This window comes from Collinsella stercoris DSM 13279 (genome assembly GCF_020735465.1).
GTDB classification, from domain to species: domain Bacteria; phylum Actinomycetota; class Coriobacteriia; order Coriobacteriales; family Coriobacteriaceae; genus Collinsella; species Collinsella stercoris.
On sequence record NZ_CP085935.1, the window covers coordinates 35,821 to 55,326 of the forward strand.

The following is a 19,506-nucleotide window of genomic DNA, read 5'->3' on the forward strand; positions in this document are numbered from 1 at the left end:
GCCCTCATTTCGAATCTATCCCATCCGCTGCGCGACGCGCTCGGTTGTCTCATGATTGAGGTCCACCCTTGAAGACTTTTTTGAGCAAGCATGCCGATACGATTGCCGCGGCGATCATCGTGTGCGGCATCTCCTTGGCGATCCTCGCGTTTAACCTGCTCAGCTCGGGCGTGTCGTTCACCGCGCTCACGACGGCGGGCGTGTCGTACCCTTCGGCGACAGTCGAGCAAGTCGTTGCGGAGAACCTGGATATGGAGAAGGGGACCGGTCGGTACATGGGTTCCCAAACCCTGAGCGTTCGCATCACCTCCGGTGAGAGCTCCGGAGAGGTCGTGGAGGCGCAGAACTCCCTGTCGCCCACGCATTCGATCGTCGGGGCCCCCGGCGAGCGGGTCATCCTCAAGGCCGATACCGGCTCGGACGGCTCCATGTACTACACCGTCTTCAACTACGACCGGATTCCCGCCGTTGCGGCCCTCGTGGTCGTATTCGCGTTGAGCATGGTCATCGTGGGCGGCACAAAGGGGGTGCGAAGCCTCGTGGGCCTCCTGTTCGTGGCATACGCGCTGGGCGTTTTCCTGGTGCCGGGCCTCTACCGCGGCTTCCCGGCCGTGCCGATGGGCTTCATCACCGCGGCTGCGATCACCGTGGTGTCGATGGTGCTCCTTAACGGCTTGAGCGAAAAGACCTTCGTGGCCATCGCCTCGACTGTTGCCGGTCTGCTCGCGGCCGCAGCCGTGTATGCGGTGTTCGCCGGCATCATGCAGGTCAACGGCTTCAATCAGGATGGCGCCGACGAACTCATCGTGGTCAAGCAGGCGACTGATCTCGATATCTTCGGTACCCTGTTCGTGAGCGTGCTCATCGCCTCGCTCGGTGCGGTCATGGACATGTGCATGTCCGTGGCGACCTCTCTATTCGAGATCCGCGACCAGCATCCCGACATCTCCGCGCGTCAGCTCATGGCCTCGGGCTTCACGATCGGGCGCGACATGATCGGCACCATGTGCCAGACGCTCATCCTTGCCTTCGTGGGGTCGAGCCTGACCTCGTTGCTTTTGCTCATCTCCTATGGCGTGCAACTCAACCAGCTCCTTTCCTCGGACCTTGTCGCCGTCGAGATCGTCCACAGTTTCGTGGGGGCCATCGCGGTCGTCCTGTGCGTGCCGGTCACCTCGCTTATCTGCGCGGGGCTGCGTCGCCGTTCGTAGGAGAGCGCGAGCGAGAACCGCAAACGACGGAATCCCCGTTGAATTAGATAGCCAAAACCCCTTCACAGCGGGGCGTCCAAGTGGTAGTTTACTAAGGCGAACATAGCCAAGGTTAACTTCTTATTCACATGCCGCGCATCCGCAACGCCGAGAGTAAGTGGTTTGCCGAAAGCTCGCGTGGCTCCGTCCTCGCGGGCTTTGCGCATGTCGCTGGATCGAGCTGGCTTGATGGCGGGGAAAGACGGTGGTCGCATGATGTTGGGTCGTCGGAAATCCGAGCAGGTGCGGGGGCGTGAGCGCAGCGTCGCGAGCACAGATGGAGCTCCGCAGATCCCCGCGATGCCCCTTTCCCTCGCGCGGTCGGGCGCTACGGTGACGGTCGCTCGCGTTAAGGGGTCGGGCGAGGTGAAGCGTCATCTGGAGACGCTCGGATTCGTCGAGGGCTCCGAGGTGCATGTGGTCGCCACCGGTGGCGGCAACATCATCGTGGTCGTCAAGGGGGCGCGCTTTGGCCTGGACGCAAAGGTCGCCACGAACGTACTGGTTGCCTGAGGGCGCATGCGTCTCATGTTCGGGTTCGATAATTCGCGTAAGAAAGGGGGAAGCATGAAAACGTTGGCAGACGTGAAGGTGGGGGAGGGCTCCACCGTCGTCAAGCTCCATGGCGAGGGCGCGCTGCGCCGCCATCTCATGGACCTGGGCCTCATCAAGGGCACGCCGTTCAGGGTCGTGAAGGTGGCTCCGCTGGGCGACCCGGTCGAGATCACCGTCCGTGGGTACGAGCTGTCCATTCGCAAGGAGGAGGCGGCCATCGTCGAGGTCGCGTAGCGGCGAGCGGCATATATTTCTATCGGTAGAGTTAGCCACATATAACTAGCAGGAGATGACGTTTTCGCCTCACCAACGGGCTGACTCAGCAACGTACACGTTTCAAAGCCAAGAGAAAAGAAGGTTCGCATGGCGAATCAAGCACTGCACATCGCGTTGGCGGGAAACCCCAACTGCGGCAAGACCACCCTGTTCAATCTGATAACCGGCCAGAACGGCTACGTGGGCAATTGGCCCGGCGTCACCGTGGAGAAAAAGGAGGCCCCTCTCTCACGCGATAAGAGCGTGGTCGTGACCGACCTCCCGGGAATCTACTCGCTTTCCCCCTACAGCCCCGAGGAGCGCGTGAGTCGCGACTATCTCATGGGTGGAGACCCCGATGTCGTGATCCAGGTGATCGACGCCACCAACTTGGAGCGCAACCTGTACCTCGCGTTGCAGGTCATCGAGACCGGGGTCCCCGTCGTGGTCGCGCTCAACATGGCGGACCTGGTGGAGAGGAGCGGCGACAAGATCGACGCCGCCTCGCTCGAGAAGAGCCTGGGTTGCCCGGTGGTCATGATCTCGGCTCTCAAGAACACGGGTGTGGATGGGCTCATCGACGCCGCGCGCGAAGAGGCGATCGCAAAGAGGATCGCGCCGCGCCATGCGTTCGATGCCGCCATCGAGGGCGTCCTCAAGAAGATCGAGTCCCAGCTGCCGGCCTCCGTCGAGGCGGGCAGGCGGCGCTACTTTGCCGTGAAGCTGTTCGAGCGCGATGCGGACGCGCTCGCCGCCCTGTCGCTGCCTCATGACGCCTCGGAGCGCATCGAGGCACTCGTGGCTCAGTGCGAAAAGGATTGCGACGACGACGCAGAGTCGATCATCACCGCTGAGCGCTACGGGCTCATCGCGCACATGGTCGACGCCTGCCTCAAAAAGGCCCCGGCCAAGATGAGCACCTCGGAGAGGATCGACCGCGTCGTGACCAATCGCTGGCTCGGCCTCCCGATCTTTGCCTTCATCATGTTCGGCGTGTACTACCTGGCGATCTCGACCTTTGGAACCGCGATGACCGACTGGGTGAACGACAACCTGTTCGGCGATGGATGGGAGCTCTTCGGCGCCGCCATGCCGAGCGTCCCGGCGCTGTTCGAGGGCTGGCTTTCCGCCGCGGGGGCGAGCGACATGGTGATCAGCCTGGTGTGCGATGGCATCGTCGCCGGCGTGGGCGCCGTGCTGGGCTTTATTCCCCAGATGTTCGTGCTCTTTGTACTGCTCTCCTTCCTAGAGGACTGCGGCTACATGGCGCGCGTGGCGTTCGTGATGGATCGCGTCTTCCGCCGCTTCGGGCTGTCGGGCAAGTCGTTCATCCCCATGCTCGTCTCCACCGGCTGCGGCGTGCCCGGCGTGCTTGCCACCAAGACCATCGAGAACGAGAAGGACCGTCGCATGACGGTCATGACCACCACGTTCATCCCCTGCGGCGCCAAGCTGCCCGTGATCGCCCTGGTCATGGGCGCGCTCATCGGCGACGCCGAGTCGACGTGGATCGCCCCGCTTTTCTACTTCCTGGGCGTCGTCGCCGTCATCGTGAGCGGCGTCATGCTCAAGAAGACCCGACTCTTTGCCGGCCGCCCAACGCCGTTCGTGATGGAGCTCCCGGCGTACCATCTGCCGAGCCCGCGCAGCTGGGCGCTGCATGTGTGGGAGCGCGTGAGCGCTTACATCAAGAAGGCGTTCACCATCATCTTCGCTTCGACCGTCGTGGTGTGGTTCCTTTCCAGCTTTGGCGTGTTCGAGGGTGCGTTCGGCTATCTGCCGTCCATGGCCGGCGTGCCGGAGGAGTATACCGACCATTCACTGCTCGCCCTTGTCGCCGGTGCCGTGAGCTGGATCTTTGCGCCGCTTGGGTTTGACACCTGGCAGGCGACCGCCATGTCCGTAACGGGTTTGGTGGCAAAGGAGAACGTCATGGCGACGGCCGCCTCGCTGCTGCACTTGGCCGATGCGACCGAGACCGATCCGAGCCTGTGGTCCGCGTTCGCGGCGCTCTTCCCCAGCGCGGGCGCCATCGCGGCGTTTGGCGCCTTCAACCTGCTGTGCGCCCCCTGCTTTGCCGCCATGGGCACGATCCGCGCGCAGATGGGATCGGCAAAGTGGACCGCCATCGCGCTTGGATACGAGTGCGGCTTCGCCTGGGTCGTCGGCCTTATGATCAACCAGTTCTACCTGGCGGCTTTGGGCAAATTCAGCGTGTGGACGGTGGTCGCGGCGGCATGTGCGCTCCTGATCTTGTTCCAGCTGTTCCGCCCCATGCCCTCCTACGCCTGGGATGAGGGCGTCGCGCGTGCTGGAGTTGCCGCGGCATAGACGGCGCTTCCGCAGTCGGGCAATCGGGCATCCGGTCGCGCGGCGTCCGGGTGCCCGATGCGGCATGACTCGTCAAACGGGCAGCGAGAAGGCAAGGCCGGGCAGGCCGTCGCCAAAGGGTGGGGCCTCAGGTGAGGTTCGCCTGGGCGGCGGGTTTACCCGGCGTTTTCACTGATCCCGCGGTGCGAGTGCCCGATTTGGGGCATTATGGATGCAATCCTTGAAAGGAGGGCCAATGTCGGCCATCGATTTTGTGATCATCGCCCTGATCGCCGTCGCCTTTGGCGCGGTGGTGGTGCGCGTGCGCAAAAAGGGCACGTGCGGCGATTGCGCGCAGGCGGGTTCGTGCGGCGGCTCGTGCGCGGGCTGCTCCACCTCCAAGCGTGCGACCTGCCCGGCCTGCGAAGGGGTCGAGCAGACAGTAAAAAAGCTGGGGCGCGGCATCGAGCGGTCATGAGCGCGCGATTGCGCGTGCTAAGCTGGGAAGGTGTGCTCTACCGTCCGGCAGGAAGGAATCGCCGTGAACACGTCCGGTCGCACCGATCAATCCCTCAAGTACCTCCGCCTGCTCTCCCAGCAGTTCCCCACGCAGCAGGCGGTGTTCACCGAGATCATCAACCTGCAGGCCATCCTCAACCTGCCCAAGGGCACCGAGCATTTCATGAGCGACCTTCACGGTGAGTACGAGGCGTTCCTGCACATCCTCAACAACTGCTCGGGCGTGGTGCGCGAGCACGTGGACGAGATCTTCGCCGGCTCCCTTTCCGAGGAGGAGAAGGGCGAGCTGTGCGCACTCATCTACTATCCGCACGAAAAGCTCGAGCTCACCCGCCGCGCGCACGAGGACACGCCGACGTGGTACAAGACCATGCTCGACCGGCTGCTCACGGTCACGCGCGCGCTTTCGAGCCGCTACACGCGCTCCAAGGTGCGCAAGGCCATCCCGCGCGACTACGCCTACATCATCGACGAGCTGCTGCACACGCACCCCGACGAGAACAACTACCGCGTGCGCTACCATGAGCGCATCATCGCCTCGATTTTGGAGACGGGCGCGGGCGAGGACTTTATCTGCTCGCTCTCCGACCTCATCAAGCGCCTGGTGATCGACCATCTCCACCTGGTGGGCGACATCTTCGACCGCGGCGGCGGGGCGTCCAAGATCATGGACCGCCTCATGAGCTACCATTCGCTCGACATCCAATGGGGCAATCACGACGTGCTGTGGATGGGTGCGGCGGCGGGGCAGCCGGCGTGCATCATCACGGTGCTGCGCAACAACCTGCGCTACGGCAATTACGAGATCTTGGAGAACGACTACGGCATCTCCCTGCGCGAGCTGGTCGCGTTCGCCGACCGCACGTATGAGCCGGTGCCCGAGGGGGCCTGTGGCCTGGCGGCAAAGCTCACACCGCTCATGAAGGCGCTGAACGTGCTGCTGTTCAAGCTCGAGGGGCAGATCATCCAACGGCATGCGTGTTTCGACATGCACGACCGCCTGCTGCTCGAGCGCATCGACGTCGAGGCGGACACGGTTCGCCTGGCCGACGGCACCGTGCATGCGCTGGCGACGCGCGACTTTCCCACGCTCGACCTCGAGCATCCCTACGAGCTGACCGAGGAGGAGCAGCGCATCGTGGATAAGCTCGTGGCGGAGTTCACGAGCGCCGACCACCTGAGGCGTCATGTCGATTTCCTCTATCGCCACGGCTCGATGTATTTGGTGCGCAATCGCAACCTGCTCTTCCACGGGTGCGTGCCGCTGAACGAGGACGGCACGTTCACGAGCGTGAATTGCCTGGGTACATGGCGGAGCGGCCGCGATTACCTCGACTTTTGCGATGAGATCGCCCGGCGCGCCTGGCGCATGCGCGATGCCGCCGCGCTCGACTGGATGTGGTATCTCTGGATCGGCATGAAGTCTCCGGCGAGCGGACGCTTGGTCAAGACGTTCGAGCGCGCCTATATCGACGACCCGGCAAGCTGGGTTGAGCCCATGGACCCGTATTTTGAGCTCACGCGCGACGAGCGGGCTTGCGACGCCATCATGGCGGAATTTGGCTTGGCGCCGGGCGAGGGGCACATCATCAACGGCCACACGCCGGTCCATGCCGCCGAGGGCGAGCAGCCCATCCGCGCGAACGGCCGCCTGCTGGTGATCGACGGCGGTTTTTGCAGCGCGTACCACCACAAGACGGGCATCGCGGGCTACACGTTGATTTCCAGCTCGCGCGGGTGCCGCTTGAAGGCGCACCAGGCGTTCGAGAGCGTCGACGCGGTTTTGGCGCGCAACGCCGACATCGTGAGCGAGACGGACCGCTTTGACGTGGCGGAAAGCCGCCGGATGGTGGGGGATACCGACACGGGCGTCCAGATTCGCGAGCAGATCCGCGACTTGCATCAGTTGCTCGATGCGTACCGGACCGGCGTGCTCGAGGAGCGCCGTTAGGCGCTGCGCGCCGGCGGACGGAGTGAGGGCGTGTTATGTGGGATGTGTGCCACGGCCGCCCGCGAAATGCACGGGGCTTTAGCGCAAGAGCTCCCAGGGCTCTTTCCCGACGGCGCGGGCGAGCTGGTCGAGCGTGGAGAGCTTGACGTTGTCGCGTCCCTGCTCGATGAGGTCGAGTGTGACGCGGCTGATGCCGAGTTGCAGGCAAAACTCGACCTTGGACAGGCCGAGCTCCTTGCGGATGGCGCAGATGTTCCTGCCCAAGGTATGTTGCGAGCACTCGTTCATGTTTCGAGCATGCCCGGGGTAAAACCCCAAAACGTAAAGTGCGCTTTACATTTTGGGGTTTCGCATAGGGATTCCAGAACCTCGGAATCTTAGGAAACGCGGGTGGTATAGAGGTGCGTAACCGCGCGCGTGGGCTCTACGAGCGGCGCGAAAGCTCCTCCTCGCAGATGGTATTGAGGCGGCGGATCGTCTCGCGCATGGCGTGGAAGATGGCGAGCCGGTGGGAGTGGACGCGCTTGCGCGCCTGCCCTTTGTGCTCACCGAGCGCGGCGAGAGCTACCGTTTGGAGCTCGATCGGTTGCTCGCCGAGCGGGACGTGACGATCGAGCCGCTGGTTGAGGCGGGCAACACCGAGACGCTCGTGCATTTGGCTGAGCGCGGCGTGGGGACGACGTTCGTGCCGCGGTTCTCGGCGGCAAACGAGCTCGCATCGGGGACGCTCGTGGAGCTTGGGAGCGACATGCCGGCGGTGCGCATGGAGACCCAGATGCTTTGGCACGCACGCAAGTGGATCGCCCCGCACCTGGCGGAGTTCATCCAGGTGACGCGGCGGTTCTTCGCATCGTAGGGGCGAATGACGCTTCGGAACAAATGGCGCCCGGGGGTGAGTGGTGCCTCCGAACGGGTGCATCGCAGCGGCGGTCGCCCGACGCGCCGCCGTGCTGCCACGCCGCCGGTCCTGGCATCCGCGCCAATTTTCCACGTGCGCGCGGTGCCGACAATCACCCGTCTGACCGTTCGCGTGCAGAATTCCTCCGCTCACATGGCAACTGTCCACACTGGCGGAAAGGTGCTGCACGCCCTCAAAAGATAGGGGGTAGGTTAATTCACGTTCTACAACAGGGGAAGCGCATGCAGCGCGCACGGATGCAGCCGGTTGTGGAGAGCGGGAAGCGACGAGAGGACTGCCTATGCACCGTTGAGTGCCTGACACATATCCAACGCGGGAACGAGCAATGAGCAATCGACTGACGTTGCGCCATCGGCGTCTCATACCGTTGTAGACGCACGGTACCCAAAGGAGAGGAAGCGGTCATGGCGCACAATGAGTTCGGTGAGGCGAGTGGAGATGCCGAAGAGGGGCGAATCGAGCGCGGGGCAACATGGGGGCTCACCATGCCCCCGGTCCCCATACCGCAGCGCACGGTGCGGCGTGCGCGGATCTTGCGTGAGATTCAACTTCGCGCCCAAGATGTAAGTGCGACGATCCTGATTGCGCCGGACGGCTTTGGCAAGACGACGCTGTTGGCGCAGCGCGTGGCGGCTGTGCAGGCCGATCCCGAGCGCGGCGTCGCCCGCATGCTCGATGCGTCGGGACTCGATGGCGCGCAGCTGTACGAGACGCTGCGCGACCTCGAGACGCACCTGGAGCCCCGCATGCAGCCGCTCGTCGCCATCGACAACCTGCCGGTGCTGGGGGCGACGGCCATCGATGGGGTTGTGGGCCGAATGCGAGAGCTCCACGGCAAGGGTTTCGAATTCATAGTGGCGTGCAGGCCCAACAACAGGCAGTTCGCCAACGGGTTTGGCGATGCGTACAAGATCGGTCCCCAGGCGCTCGCCGTTCGGCCCAAGGAGTTCTCCGATTGGTCGAGGGTACTCGGCATCTCGAGCGATGTGGATGTATACGAGCTCACCCAGGGGATCCCCGCCCTCGTGTCGATGCTGGGCATGCTGGACGGCAGGCCGACGAGCTTGGAATCGTTCTCGCGCGCCGTCGCATCGCTGTACGAGGGCATATTGGGGGATCTGCGGCGCGACCGCGATTCGCTGTATCGGATGGCATGCCTGCTCGTGCTCACGGGCGGGGGCTCCCTGCGCGATTTCGAGCGCATCAACATGCGTGTGAGGACTCAGAGCTGGTCGCGCCTTGCCCGCGAGTTCCCGGCGTTTGGGGTGGATATCGAGCAGGGCTCATACCGCTGCCTCGCGCGGCGCAGCCAGGCGATGGGCGAGCTGTGCCGCCATATCGTTCACACGCGGCCGCTGTTCGCCATGCGCGCGATCAAGGTGCTCGTCGCCGCCGACGATATGGACCAGGCGGTCTACGTGGCGGGCATGCTCGAGAATCTCGAGGATCGGTTGGGCGTGCTGGCCGAGCACCCAACGGCGTTCGCGTTGAGCGGCAACATCGCCTTCGTGCGCGACGTGATGGGCTCCGCCGGTGATGTGGCGTCGTCGACGATGCCGGTCGGCGCGGTGCTCGCGATGTACACGGCGGCGTTGGTCGGCGGCGAGCTGCGGGTGGCACGGGCCCTGGCGGTGGAGCTCAAGCGCCGTGCGCGGGAGGTCGCGGGGCAGATCGAGCCCACTGCCTGGGTCGAGGCGCACGCGCTGAGCGGGCTTTGGGAGGGCTGCCGCGGCATCGAGCTGCCAAAACTCGACGCCACGTTCACGCAGGGTCACGAAACCGCGGCGTCGCGGAGGCTGGACCTGCACGGCAGGGTGTACGCCGAGCTGGTCGGCGGATCGGGGGCGGCCGCGCTCGGGGAGGACGTGTGCGGCATCGAGGGCCTGGTGGGAGAGGGAGTCTCCATCCCGCGCGTGCTCCTCGCATGCGATCGGACCCTCATGGACATCATGCGCGGCGATATGGGCGATGCGCGCGCGGCCGAGACGAAGATGCAGCGCCTGATCCGCCGCCTGACGGAGCGCAGGCTGGCGCCGATTGCGGCGCACGTGCGCATGGTGGCGGCGACCTGTCGTTTGCTCGCATCCATTCCCGTTGCCGACGAGCGGGCGTTTATCGACATGGGAACGCTCGCCGTGAGGACCTCGGATTTTCCCACGCAGCTCTTTTGCCTGGTGGGAGAGGGCTGGCAGGCGCTTGAGCTGGGCCAGCACAGCAACGCCTTGTTCCGCGCCCGTCAGGTGCTCAAGCTGGCGAGTGCGGACCAGTGCATGATCGTGGCGTGGGCGCGCATGCTCGAGTGCTGCGCGCATGTGCTCAACGCGCCGCGCATGTCCCTAGACGAGGAGGCCGATCTGCTCGATCTTTCGGATGCCGCGGCCGGCCCCGTCGACGCATGGGCCGTCGCGCTTCGGCTCTCGGCGGCGCGGCGGCAATCGGAGTTGAGCGCGTGGTGCTCGATGAACAAGGGCGTCCTGCTGTCCAAGGACTTCACGGTGTTTGCGCGTCAGGCCATGGCGAGCATAGGTGAGCACGCGGCGATGATGCGCCGGGCGCTGCCGGAGGTCCAGCCCGACGATCAGCTTGCCGAGCCGTCACTCGCGCAGGCGTCCGCGGCGGCGTCAAGCATCTTGACGCACGACGACGCCGTGGCGCTTTTGGGTCAGGTGAACGTGAGGCTCTTCGGCGGTTTTCAGGTCGAGCGCGGCGGGCACGTGGTGACCGATGCGGCATGGCGCAGGAGAAAGGCGTGCGTCATCGCGGCGCGTCTTGTGCTGGCGGGCGGCGCGTTCGTGGGGCGCAAGGAGCTTGGCGAGGAGGTGTGGCCCGACAAGGATTACCTGCATGCCCGGGAGGCGCTCTACGCCGGGCTGACCTCGCTCAGGGCGGCGTTTGGCCAAGGGGCGGATGGGCCGCAGTACGTGTTGACGCAAGGGGAGGGAGTTGCGGTCAACACGGAGTACGTCGTGTCGGACACCATGCGCTTTGAGATGCTGGCGCGCGATATCCTGCTCAGGCGCATAGGGACGACGGGCAGGCAGCTCATCGATGCGTGCCTGCAGCTCGAGGAGCTCTACACCGGGCCGCTGTACGTCCCTAACTTTGGGGACTCCTCGTTCTACGTGCGACAGAGGCGGATCTATCAGGCAAAATTCGTCGATTGCATGATGCGGGGCATCGCCACCGCGCTCGAGCTGGACGATCTGCCCGTCGCATCATGGCTCGTCGAGGCGGCGTTGCGCCAGGCCCCCATGCGCGAGGACGTGATCCGTGTGGCCATGCGCATCTTCGATAAGAGCGGGCGGCGGCGCGAGGTGGTCGAGCTGTACAACAGCCATGTGCACGTGCTGGAGCGGGAGCTGCATGCGCTCCCCGAAAAGGAGACGCAGATGGCTTACGAGGCGATCATCCAGCGAGAGGGGGCGGAGGCGCTTTTGGCGTAGCGGTCGGTGTGGTCGAGGGCGGTCGCGGTATGGGAAAGGGGCGACCGCGATCGCCCCTTTCCCAAAGCACTCTGATGTTCTGTGCGACGTACGGCCGGTCGCCGCGTTGCGCGTGCAGGGTTAGTCCAGCTTGATGTGCTCGATGTCCTTGCGGCTGCTGGCGCGATACAGGGAAAAGCGGTGGCCGATCACCTGAACGACCTCGGCCCCCACGCGCTCGGCGAGCTGGTCTGCCGCCTCGCGGCAGGAAAGGAGGCTGCCGTCCTGCACGCCGCACTTGATGAGCTCGTGGGCCTCGAGGGCCTCCTTGGCCTGCTTGGCGATGGCGTCGGTGACATCGGCCTTGCCGATCAACACGACGGGATTGAGGTGATGCGCGAGGGCGCGGAGCTGGCGAACCTGCTTGCCGGTGAGTGCCATGTATCTACTCGCTTTCTGCGGGGCTGTTTTTTTGCAGGTCAACGATACCGCACCGCAGGCGAGGGGACAAGGTACGGGCCTCGGGGCGGAGCCACCCTCCACGAGGCGCTCATGGCCGGTTGGGCGACGACTCGTCACTTCTTGTGTTTCCGTTTGCTCCAGCGGGATGGAGTGCGGGCGTGCACGTTAGAATGGACGGAATGCAAACAGGACCGAACGAGCCTCAAAGGAGTCGCCATGTCCATCACGCCGCAGGAGATCGCCGAGACACGCGGCATGGTCTCGGAGCACAACCTGGACATCCGCACCATCACCATGGGCATCTCGCTCATGGGCTGCGCGGACGAGAACCTCGACCGCATGTGCACCAAGGTGTACGACCATGTGACGAGCACCGCCGAGCGTCTGGTCGAGACGGCGGAGAGCCTCGAGCGCGAGTACGGTATCCCCATCGTGAACAAGCGCGTCTCCGTGACTCCCGTCGCGCAGATCGCCTCCGCCTGCCCCGACGAGGACCTGGTTCCGCTCGCGCATGCGCTCGACCGCGCGGCTGAGACCCTTGGCATCGACTACCTGGGCGGATATTCCGCTCTTGTCCACAAGGGCATCGGCGATGCGGACCGCAGGCTCATCGCCTGCATCCCGCGCGCGCTCGCCGAGACGAGCCGCGTGTGCTCAAGCGTCAACGTGGCCACGCTGCGCGCCGGCATCAACATGGACGCCGTGCTCATGGCCGCGCAGACCATCATCGACGCCGCCAAGCTCACCGCCGACCGCGAGTGCGTGGGCGCCTCCAAGTTCGTGTGCTTTGCCAACATGGTCGAGGACTCCCCGTTCATGGCGGGCGCGGTGCACGGCTCCGGCGAGGCGGACGCCGTCATCAACGTGGGCGTCTCCGGCCCCGGCGTGATGGCCGCGGCCCTGGAGGAGCTGCCCGAGGACGCCGACATGATGCAGGTCGCCGAGCGCATCAAGCAGACCGCCTTCAAGATCACCCGCGCCGGCGAGCTCATGAGCCGCGAGGCCGCCCGTCGCCTGGGCGTGGAGAAGGGCATCGTGGACCTCTCCCTGGCACCCACCCCCGCCATCGGCGACTCCGTGGCGCGCATCCTCGAGATCATCGGCGTCGGCCAGTGCGGCGGCCCCGGCACCACGGCAGCCCTCGCCCTGCTCAACGACTGCGTCAAGAAGGGCGGTGTCATGGCGAGCTCCAGCGTGGGCGGCCTGTCCGGCGCCTTCATCCCCGTCTCGGAGGACGCGGGCATGATCGAGGCCGCCGAGGCCGGCGCCCTGTCGCTCGAGAAGCTCGAGGCCATGACCTGCGTGTGCTCGGTGGGTCTCGACATGATCGCGGTCCCCGGCGACACGGACGTCGAGACCATCGCCGGCATCATCGCCGACGAGATGGCCATCGGCGTCATCAACAACAAGACCACGGCAGTTCGCATCATTCCCGCCATCGGCAAGGGCGTGGGCGAGTCCGTGGACTACGGCGGCCTGTTCGGCCGTGCGCCCATCATGCCGGTCAACAGCCATGCCGGTACGGTGTTCGCTCATCGCGGCGGCCGCTTCCCGGCCCCGATGAACTCGCTCAAGAACTGATACCCGGCGAGGACGGGCGTGCGGTGAGCTTTGGCAGGGACGCGCGTCGAGCCCACGTGGGTTGAAGCCCCGAGCGCCCGAATCGGCAGGCACACGCGCTTGGCCCTGCGCGCCACCGTCTCCGAGACGACGTCGGCGCGCCTTCATATCGCCCTTGGCGAGCTGATAGAGGCGACCCCGGCACGCGTTTCGACGTGCCGGGGTCGCCCCATGCGTACCGGTCAAAGGCCCGCGCATCAACTGGAGCCCTGCGCGTCAGCCAAATACCCTCGCGGCGATACGGGCCGATTCCGCGGCGTCCTTGGCGTAAAAGTCCGCCCCGATCTGCTGGGCGTATTCGGGCGTGAGCACGGCGCCGCCCACCATGACCAGCGTGCCGGGGGCCTCGCGGTGCAAAAGCTCGATGGTCTGCGCCATGTTGGCGACGGTGGTCGTCATGAGCGCCGAGAGGCCGACCAGGCGGATATGGCGCTCCTGCACGGTCTTGAGGATGACGTGCGGATCGACGTCGCGCCCGAGGTCGATGACGTGATAGCCGTAGTTGTCGAGCAGCATCTTGACGATGTTCTTGCCGATGTCGTGGATGTCGCCCTTTACGGTCGCCACGCAGATCGTCCCCTTGCTCAGGCCGTCGCTGGCGGGCATGTGCTCCTTGATGACGTCGAAGCTCGCCCGCGCCGCCTCGGCGGAAGCCATGAGCTGCGGCAGGAACAGCGTGCCGCGGTCAAAACGCGCGCCGACCTCGTCGAGGGCCGGGATGATGTGCCCGTCGATGAGCTCGAGGGGGTCGATGGTGCTCAAAAGCTCGCGCGTTGCCCGCGCGGCTTCGCCCTTGCGGCCCGTGAGCACGAAATGCTCGATGCCGTGGTCGTCCCCGGGGTGTGAAGGGCCTGCGGCTCCCGTCTGTCCGGTGCCCCCGGTAGATGGGCCGCACGTTGCCTGCCCGCTGCCCGCGGCTCGCGCGCCGTCGGCGACGGGGGCACCTGCGGCGGCGGATCGAGAGGTCCCGGTGCTGCCGGCATCCGGTGCAGCGGGCACCGGCACGGCGCCGGGTGCGCCCGTCGTGTACGGATCGCGCCACGTGGCATATCGCTCGATATAACCCGCCGCCCCGCTGTCCTCGCCGTTGAGGACGCGGTAGCTGCGGACCACGTCCATGTAGCGCTCCGATCCCGGGTTGAGGATGGGGGCGTCGAGCCCTGCGCCCAGGGCTGCGGCGAGGTAAGTGCTGTTGAGCAGGGGCCGCTGGGGCAGGCCAAAGCTGATGTTGGAGACGCCGAGCGTGCATTTGACCCCGAGCTGCCGCTTGACCATCTGGATGGCGCGCAACGTCTCGCCCGCTTGCCGCTGATCGGTCGAGGCGGTCATGGCGAGGCAGTCGATGAGGATGCGCGTGGCGGGGATGCCGTGCTCGGCGGCGGCATGGACGATGCGCTCGGCGATGGCGAAGCGCCCCTCGGCGGTGGTGGGGATGCCCTCCTCATCGAGCGTGAGTCCGATGACGTTCGCGCCGTATCGCGCGGCGATGGGCAGGATCTCGTCGAGCACCTCGCGCTTGCCGTTGACCGAGTTGATGATGGGCTTGCCGGCATAGCGGCGCACGGCGGCCTCGAGGGCGGTCGGCACGGTGGAGTCGAACTGCAAGGGGAGCGTCACGGCCCCGCTCAGGCGCTCGCCGGCGATTTGGATGGCCGTCACTTCATCGATGTCGGGAAGCCCGACGTTCACATCGAGGATGTCGGCCCCCTCCTCCTGCTGGGCGATGCCCTGGCTCACGACGTAGTCGTAATCGCCCGAGCGCAGGGCCTCCTTGAGGAGGCGCTTGCCGGTGGGGTTGATGCGCTCGCCAATCACGGCTATGCGGCTGGCGTCGCAGGGCAGCGACACGAGGCGCTGGGCGCTCGTCACCGTGAACGCTGCCTCGATGGTGCGCGGCGCGGGGGCATGGTCGCGCAGCAGCTCCGCCATGCGCTCGACGTGCCGCGGGTCGGTGCCGCAGCAGCCGCCGAGGATGCCCACTCCGTCCTCGACCATGCCGGCGACGGCTTGGGCATACGCCTCGGGTTCGATGTCGAAGACGGTGCATCCGTCCTCGACGTGGGGCAGGCCCGCGTTGGCCTGCACGATCACGGGCTTTTCCGTGACGGCGAGCATCCGCCGGGCCAGGGGGCGCAGCTCGGCCGGGCCCTGCGAGCAGTTGATGCCCAGGGCGTCGACCCCCAGGGCGTCGAGAGTGACGGCGGCGACTTCGGGAGGCGTGCCCAAAAACGTGCGGCCGTCCGCCTCAAAGGTCATAGTGGCAAAGATGGGCAGGTCGGTCTGTTCCCTGCATGCGAGCACGGCCGCCTTGATCTCGAGCAGGTCGGTCATGGTCTCGATGATGAAGAGGTCGGCACCGGCGTCCTGCGCCGCGTGCGCCTGCTCGGCAAAGAGGTCGTACGCCTCGTCGAACGAGAGGGTCCCCAGGGGGCGCAGCAGCGCTCCGATGGGCCCGATGTCGGCGGCGACCAGGCGCGCACCGCTTTGGCGCGCGCAGGCGACGGCGGCGCGGAAGACGTCGCGCACCTGGGCGCGTCCGGCGAGCTTGAGACGGTTGGCGCCAAAGGTGTTGGTGGTGATCACGTCGCTGCCCGCCTGGACGTATGCCTGGTGGATGGCGGTGATCTGCTCGGGATGGGTAAGGCAGAGCAGCTCGGGCAGCTCGCCCGCCGCGAGGCCGCGGGCTTGGAGCATGGTGCCCATGCCGCCGTCGAATAGCAGGTGGCCGGTGCCGGCGAGTGCGCGTTGCAATGTGGTGTCCATGGTGCTCCTTGAGGGGGCGCAGGTGCGCGATATCCGATGCTCCTGCGTACGTTGGGGCTTAGCTTAGCAGGTGACGCCGCGTGCCCGGAACGAGCAGGCGGCTTTTTGGCGGCACAGGTCGCACCGCGCGGGCGCGTCGGCGGATCGAGGCGCGCCCTCAAAGACGCCGATCATGGCGGTGACGGACTTGCTGGGCAGCATGAGCCCAGACGGGGTGAGCGTGAGGCCAAGGCGGCGTCCGGTATCGAGGGCGGCGAGGATGCCTCCCTGCGCGGCGAGGGGGCAATCGCCGTACCCGCATGAGAAGCGCCAGTTGCAGGAAAGCCCGGCGGATTGGGCGAGCTTGCGAATATGGCGGTCCATGCGCTCCACCGCCGCCTCTATCGCGGCGGACGAGGCGGCGTCGAACACCGTCGCCTCCAAGGGGCTGCCCACGCCTCGCGCTCGCAGCCGCCGCTCGTGCTCAAGGCCCAGCGTGCAGGCGAGCACCGCGCACCAGCGCGCGTCCTTGAGGTGCCGGTAGATGTCGCGTCCCTCGAGCTCGATCGAGGTGCCCGTCAGGCGGATGCAGGGCTCGCCGCCGCCCGTGAGAGCCTGCGCATCCACGGCGGCCATCATCCAGACGCCCCGGGGCCGCGCCGTCCGTTCCACCTCGTCGATCACCGCGTCGATGCGGGCCATGAGGTCGGCATCGATTGCCTGGCCGCTGTGGCCCAGGTACCGCAGCACCTCGGCGCGGTCACATGTGAGGCGCTCCTCGCCCGCGAGGGAGAACAGATGGGGCTCCAAAAGCGCGGTGGGCAAGGCTACGGCGCTCATCGGTTGGCCGAGTCCTGGCGCAGGGCGCTCATCGCCGCGCTCGCCACGTCGGCGCGGTTCATGGTGTAGACGTGCAGGCCGTCGACGTCGTGCGCCGCAAGGTCCTCGAGCTGGCGGCAGGCGTACTCGATGCCCGCCGCGCGCAGGCTCTCGGCATCGTCCTCGTAGCGGGCGAGCAGCTTGATCACGGGCGAGGGCAGTGACGCCCCGCACATGAACACCATGCGGCTGATCTGCTGCTTGCCCATAAAGGGCATGATGCCGGCGGTGATGGGCGCGGTGATGCCCGCCCGCTCGGCGCGCTCGCGAAACCGGTAGAAGAGCTCGTTGTCAAAGAAGAGCTGGGTAACGAGGAAGCTCGCCCCGCAGTCCTGCTTGAGCTTGAGGTGGGCGATCGAGCGGTCGAGGTCGTCGCACTCGATGTGGCCCTCGGGATACGCCGCGGCACCCACGCAAAAGCCCGCCTCGACGAGGGCGGGGATGATGTCCATCGCGTAGCGATAGTCGGCGCAGCCCGGTCCGGTCGGCGCGTCGGCCGGAACGTCGCCGCGCAGCGCGAGCACGTTTTCGATGCCCGCGGCGCGGAGCTCGGCGATCTTGGCGGGCAGGTCCTCGCGGTGCAGCGAGATGCAGGTCTGGTGCGCGCACGACGTGATGCCCAGCTCGCGCGTCAGCATGGAGGCGATCTGCGTGGTGGCGGCGTTGTTGGTCGAGCCGCCGGCGGAGTAGGTGACGCTCACAAAGCCGGGCGAGAGCTCGGCAAAGCGGCTGCCCACCTCGCGTGCGCGCTCGAGCGTGAGCTCGCCTTTGGGCGGGAACATCTCGAACGAGACGGGCGTGGTGCCTTGGGAGGCGGCCCTGGCGAACAGCTCATCGATCCTCATGCGTGCTCCTGGTGCGTCAAAAGGTGGCAAATAGCGCTATGGTACGCCGTCCTGCCCGTCGGGGCGCACGTGCCGGGGCGGGTTGTAACACATTTGTTATATGGGTTGAGGTCGAGCGCCGGGCCGCGTGGCCGCGATCTGTCACGGCCGTGCGGACCGGCGTTTTTCTCGGTTGGGCGCACGGGGGGTGGAGTCACCGCCGTGCGGCGGGGCCTCCACTTCGGGCATCGTTTCCAGCGAGCGCGCCCGGCGGGTCGTTTCGTGGAGCTACAACTCCAAAGCGCGGGCGACCTCCTGGGCGCTGGCGAGGGCGTCGGCGATGGCGTTCACTACAAGGGACGAGCCATTGCGGGCATCCCCGCAGGCAAAGACCGCGCAAGAGGGCGCATCGCCCCCCGTTTCCGCGTTGTCGCCGAGCACGCAGCGATGGCTTTGCGGCTCGCGCATGATCGGAAGGGGTCGGCTGCCCGCGGTTTGGGACAGGCGCGCGCCAAAGGAGCTGAAGACCTCGGGTTCGGGTCCGGTAAAACCGCAGGCAATGAGCACGAGCTGCGCCGGGATCTCATGTTCGGACCCCTCGATCCTGCGTGGCGACCCATCGCTCCAGTCGAGGTCGGCAACGAGCAGCCCGCGCGCGGCTCCCTGCTCGTCCCTCAGGACCTCGAGGGTATCCACGGCCCAAGAGCGCATCTCGCCGCCCGAGAGCGCGATGGCTTCTTGCTGGCCGTAGTCGGTCTTTTTGACATGGGGCCATTGCGGCCAGCCGTTCTGCGGCAGCGGCTGCTCGGGTGGTTCGGGCAGGAACTCGAGCTGCCGCACCGAGCGCGCGCCCTGGCGCACGGCCGTGCCCACGCAGTCGTTGCCGGTGTCTCCGCCGCCGATGACGACGACGTCGAGCCCGCGCGCCGAGATGGCGCTTGCGCCCGAATCGCCCTCGAGTACCGCGCGCGTGGCGGCGCTCAGGTAATCCACCGCGTAGACGACGCCCTTGGCATCGGCGTTTCGTGCCGCAAGCGCGCGGGGCGCCCTCGCACCGGTGGCGATCACCACGGCGTCGAAGGTCTCAAGCAGGTCGAGGGCGACGTCTTGTTGCGCGGCGTCGACGCCCAGGCGAAATTCGATGCCCAGCGATTCCATGAACTCGACGCGGCGGCTGACGATCGACTTGTCGAGTTTCATGTTGGGGATGCCGTACATGAGCAGCCCTCCCGCGCGGTCATCGCGCTCGACGACCGTGACGCGCGCCCCGCGCCTCGCAAGGTCCCATGCGCTCGCAAGGCCGGCGGGCCCCGACCCGATCACCGCCACGCGCGGAGCGTTCCGGCCGGGCTGCGGGAACCGGGCGGGTCCCCCGTGCTCCCATTCCCAATCGGAGAGCGCGCGCTCGTTATCGTGAATCGTCACGGGCTGCCCGTCGACGGTTCCGAGGTTGCACGCCGCCTCGCAGAGCGCCGGGCACACGCGGCTCGTGAACTCGGGCAAGGGGGACGTGATCGAGAGGCGCGCGGCTGCCGCCTCCATGCGCCCGCGGTGGATGAGTTCGTTCCACTCGGGAATGAGGTTGTGGAGCGGGCAGCCGCTCGTGCGGGCGCGCCCAAACGAGGTGCCCGATTGGCAAAACGCCACGCCGCACATCATGCAGCGGCTCGCCTGGGCACGTCTGGTCGCCGTATCCGGCTCGATATAGAGCGGGTCGAAATCCTGTACGCGCTGGTCGACGGGGCGCAGCTCGTGCGCCACCCTGTCCGTGGTGAGAAAAGCTCCCGGTTTACCCATG

At 66.4% G+C, this 19,506-nt stretch carries 15 protein-coding genes; 9 read left to right on the forward strand and 6 right to left on the reverse strand.

Features of this window, described 5'->3' with window-relative positions:
* Nucleotides 1-68 precede the first annotated feature (68 nt).
* The 6 genes from LK434_RS00140 to LK434_RS00165 all read left to right on the forward strand — a co-directional run bounded on the left by LK434_RS00140 (nt 69) and on the right by LK434_RS00165 (nt 6,840).
* The gene (locus tag LK434_RS00140) at nt 69-1,211 is read left to right on the forward strand and encodes a YibE/F family protein (RefSeq protein WP_006720853.1); all 1,143 of its coding nucleotides are present in this window, start codon (nt 69-71) and stop codon (nt 1,209-1,211) included.
* Between the two features lie 228 nt (nt 1,212-1,439).
* Nucleotides 1,440-1,763 (forward strand): FeoA family protein, encoded by a 324-nt coding sequence (locus LK434_RS00145; protein WP_227917762.1) that lies wholly within the window; start codon nt 1,440-1,442, stop codon nt 1,761-1,763.
* A gap of 54 nt (nt 1,764-1,817) precedes the next feature.
* Nucleotides 1,818-2,039, forward strand: coding sequence for a FeoA family protein (locus LK434_RS00150; RefSeq protein WP_040360958.1), 222 nt, complete (start codon nt 1,818-1,820; stop codon nt 2,037-2,039).
* Nucleotides 2,040-2,168: 129 nt separating this feature from the next.
* Nucleotides 2,169-4,391 (forward strand): ferrous iron transport protein B, encoded by a 2,223-nt coding sequence (feoB, locus tag LK434_RS00155; protein WP_006720856.1) that lies wholly within the window; start codon nt 2,169-2,171, stop codon nt 4,389-4,391.
* Between the two features lie 235 nt (nt 4,392-4,626).
* Complete coding sequence (locus LK434_RS00160; RefSeq protein ID WP_006720857.1) at nt 4,627-4,848, forward strand: hypothetical protein; 222 nt, start codon at nt 4,627-4,629, stop codon at nt 4,846-4,848.
* Between the two features lie 63 nt (nt 4,849-4,911).
* Entirely contained in the window at nt 4,912-6,840 is a 1,929-nt protein-coding gene (locus LK434_RS00165; RefSeq protein WP_040360961.1) for a fructose-bisphosphatase class III, read from the forward strand.
* A gap of 78 nt (nt 6,841-6,918) precedes the next feature.
* Here the strand turns inward: LK434_RS00165 and LK434_RS00170 are convergent, their stop codons facing one another.
* Nucleotides 6,919-7,104 carry a helix-turn-helix domain-containing protein gene (locus tag LK434_RS00170; protein WP_227917763.1) on the reverse strand — a complete coding sequence of 62 codons (186 nt, stop codon included), beginning with the start codon at nt 7,102-7,104 and terminating at the stop codon, nt 6,919-6,921.
* 226 nt (nt 7,105-7,330) lie between these two features.
* Here LK434_RS00170 and LK434_RS00175 point away from each other — a divergent pair, with 226 nt between their 5' ends.
* Nucleotides 7,331-7,696: a LysR family transcriptional regulator substrate-binding protein gene (locus LK434_RS00175; protein WP_006720860.1), complete on the forward strand. Its 366-nt coding sequence runs from the start codon at nt 7,331-7,333 to the stop codon at nt 7,694-7,696.
* Between the two features lie 467 nt (nt 7,697-8,163).
* Nucleotides 8,164-11,202, forward strand: coding sequence for an AfsR/SARP family transcriptional regulator (locus LK434_RS00180; RefSeq protein WP_006720861.1), 3,039 nt, complete (start codon nt 8,164-8,166; stop codon nt 11,200-11,202).
* A gap of 120 nt (nt 11,203-11,322) precedes the next feature.
* Here the strand turns inward: LK434_RS00180 and yhbY are convergent, their stop codons facing one another.
* Entirely contained in the window at nt 11,323-11,622 is a 300-nt protein-coding gene (gene yhbY / locus LK434_RS00185; protein WP_006720862.1) for a ribosome assembly RNA-binding protein YhbY, read from the reverse strand.
* Between the two features lie 237 nt (nt 11,623-11,859).
* Between yhbY and LK434_RS00190 the strand changes: the two genes are divergently transcribed.
* Nucleotides 11,860-13,224, forward strand: coding sequence for a PFL family protein (locus tag LK434_RS00190; protein ID WP_040360963.1), 1,365 nt, complete (start codon nt 11,860-11,862; stop codon nt 13,222-13,224).
* A 255-nt stretch (nt 13,225-13,479) separates the two neighbouring features.
* Here the strand turns inward: LK434_RS00190 and LK434_RS00195 are convergent, their stop codons facing one another.
* From LK434_RS00195 to LK434_RS00210, 4 genes are all read right to left on the reverse strand, one after another.
* Nucleotides 13,480-16,026, reverse strand: coding sequence for a homocysteine S-methyltransferase family protein (locus tag LK434_RS00195; protein ID WP_006720864.1), 2,547 nt, complete (start codon nt 16,024-16,026; stop codon nt 13,480-13,482).
* A gap of 63 nt (nt 16,027-16,089) precedes the next feature.
* Complete coding sequence (locus LK434_RS00200) at nt 16,090-16,845, reverse strand: hypothetical protein (protein ID WP_006720865.1); 756 nt, start codon at nt 16,843-16,845, stop codon at nt 16,090-16,092.
* Nucleotides 16,842-17,729: a methylenetetrahydrofolate reductase gene (locus tag LK434_RS00205; protein WP_006720866.1), complete on the reverse strand. Its 888-nt coding sequence runs from the start codon at nt 17,727-17,729 to the stop codon at nt 16,842-16,844. Before LK434_RS00205 ends, LK434_RS00200 begins: the two co-directional genes overlap by 4 nt.
* Before the next feature lie 267 nt (nt 17,730-17,996).
* Nucleotides 17,997-19,505, reverse strand: coding sequence for a glutamate synthase subunit beta (locus LK434_RS00210; RefSeq protein WP_006720868.1), 1,509 nt, complete (start codon nt 19,503-19,505; stop codon nt 17,997-17,999).
* Nucleotide 19,506: the final 1 nt, after the last annotated feature.

Bases quoted from the DNA above. Each gene is read 5' to 3' on its own strand.
- LK434_RS00205 (WP_006720866.1), bottom strand. From the start codon at position 17,729: ATGAGGATCGATGAGCTGTTCGCCAGGGCCGCCTCCCAAGGCACCACG.
- yhbY (WP_006720862.1), bottom strand. From the start codon at position 11,622: ATGGCACTCACCGGCAAGCAGGTTCGCCAGCTCCGCGCCCTCGCGCAT.
- LK434_RS00150 (WP_040360958.1), top strand. From the start codon at position 1,818: ATGAAAACGTTGGCAGACGTGAAGGTGGGGGAGGGCTCCACCGTCGTC.
- LK434_RS00180 (WP_006720861.1), top strand. From the start codon at position 8,164: ATGGCGCACAATGAGTTCGGTGAGGCGAGTGGAGATGCCGAAGAGGGG.
- LK434_RS00190 (WP_040360963.1), top strand. From the start codon at position 11,860: ATGTCCATCACGCCGCAGGAGATCGCCGAGACACGCGGCATGGTCTCG.
- LK434_RS00195 (WP_006720864.1), bottom strand. From the start codon at position 16,026: ATGGACACCACATTGCAACGCGCACTCGCCGGCACCGGCCACCTGCTA.
- feoB (WP_006720856.1), top strand. From the start codon at position 2,169: ATGGCGAATCAAGCACTGCACATCGCGTTGGCGGGAAACCCCAACTGC.
- LK434_RS00160 (WP_006720857.1), top strand. From the start codon at position 4,627: ATGTCGGCCATCGATTTTGTGATCATCGCCCTGATCGCCGTCGCCTTT.
- LK434_RS00210 (WP_006720868.1), bottom strand. From the start codon at position 19,505: ATGGGTAAACCGGGAGCTTTTCTCACCACGGACAGGGTGGCGCACGAG.
- LK434_RS00200 (WP_006720865.1), bottom strand. From the start codon at position 16,845: ATGAGCGCCGTAGCCTTGCCCACCGCGCTTTTGGAGCCCCATCTGTTC.
- LK434_RS00145 (WP_227917762.1), top strand. From the start codon at position 1,440: ATGGCGGGGAAAGACGGTGGTCGCATGATGTTGGGTCGTCGGAAATCC.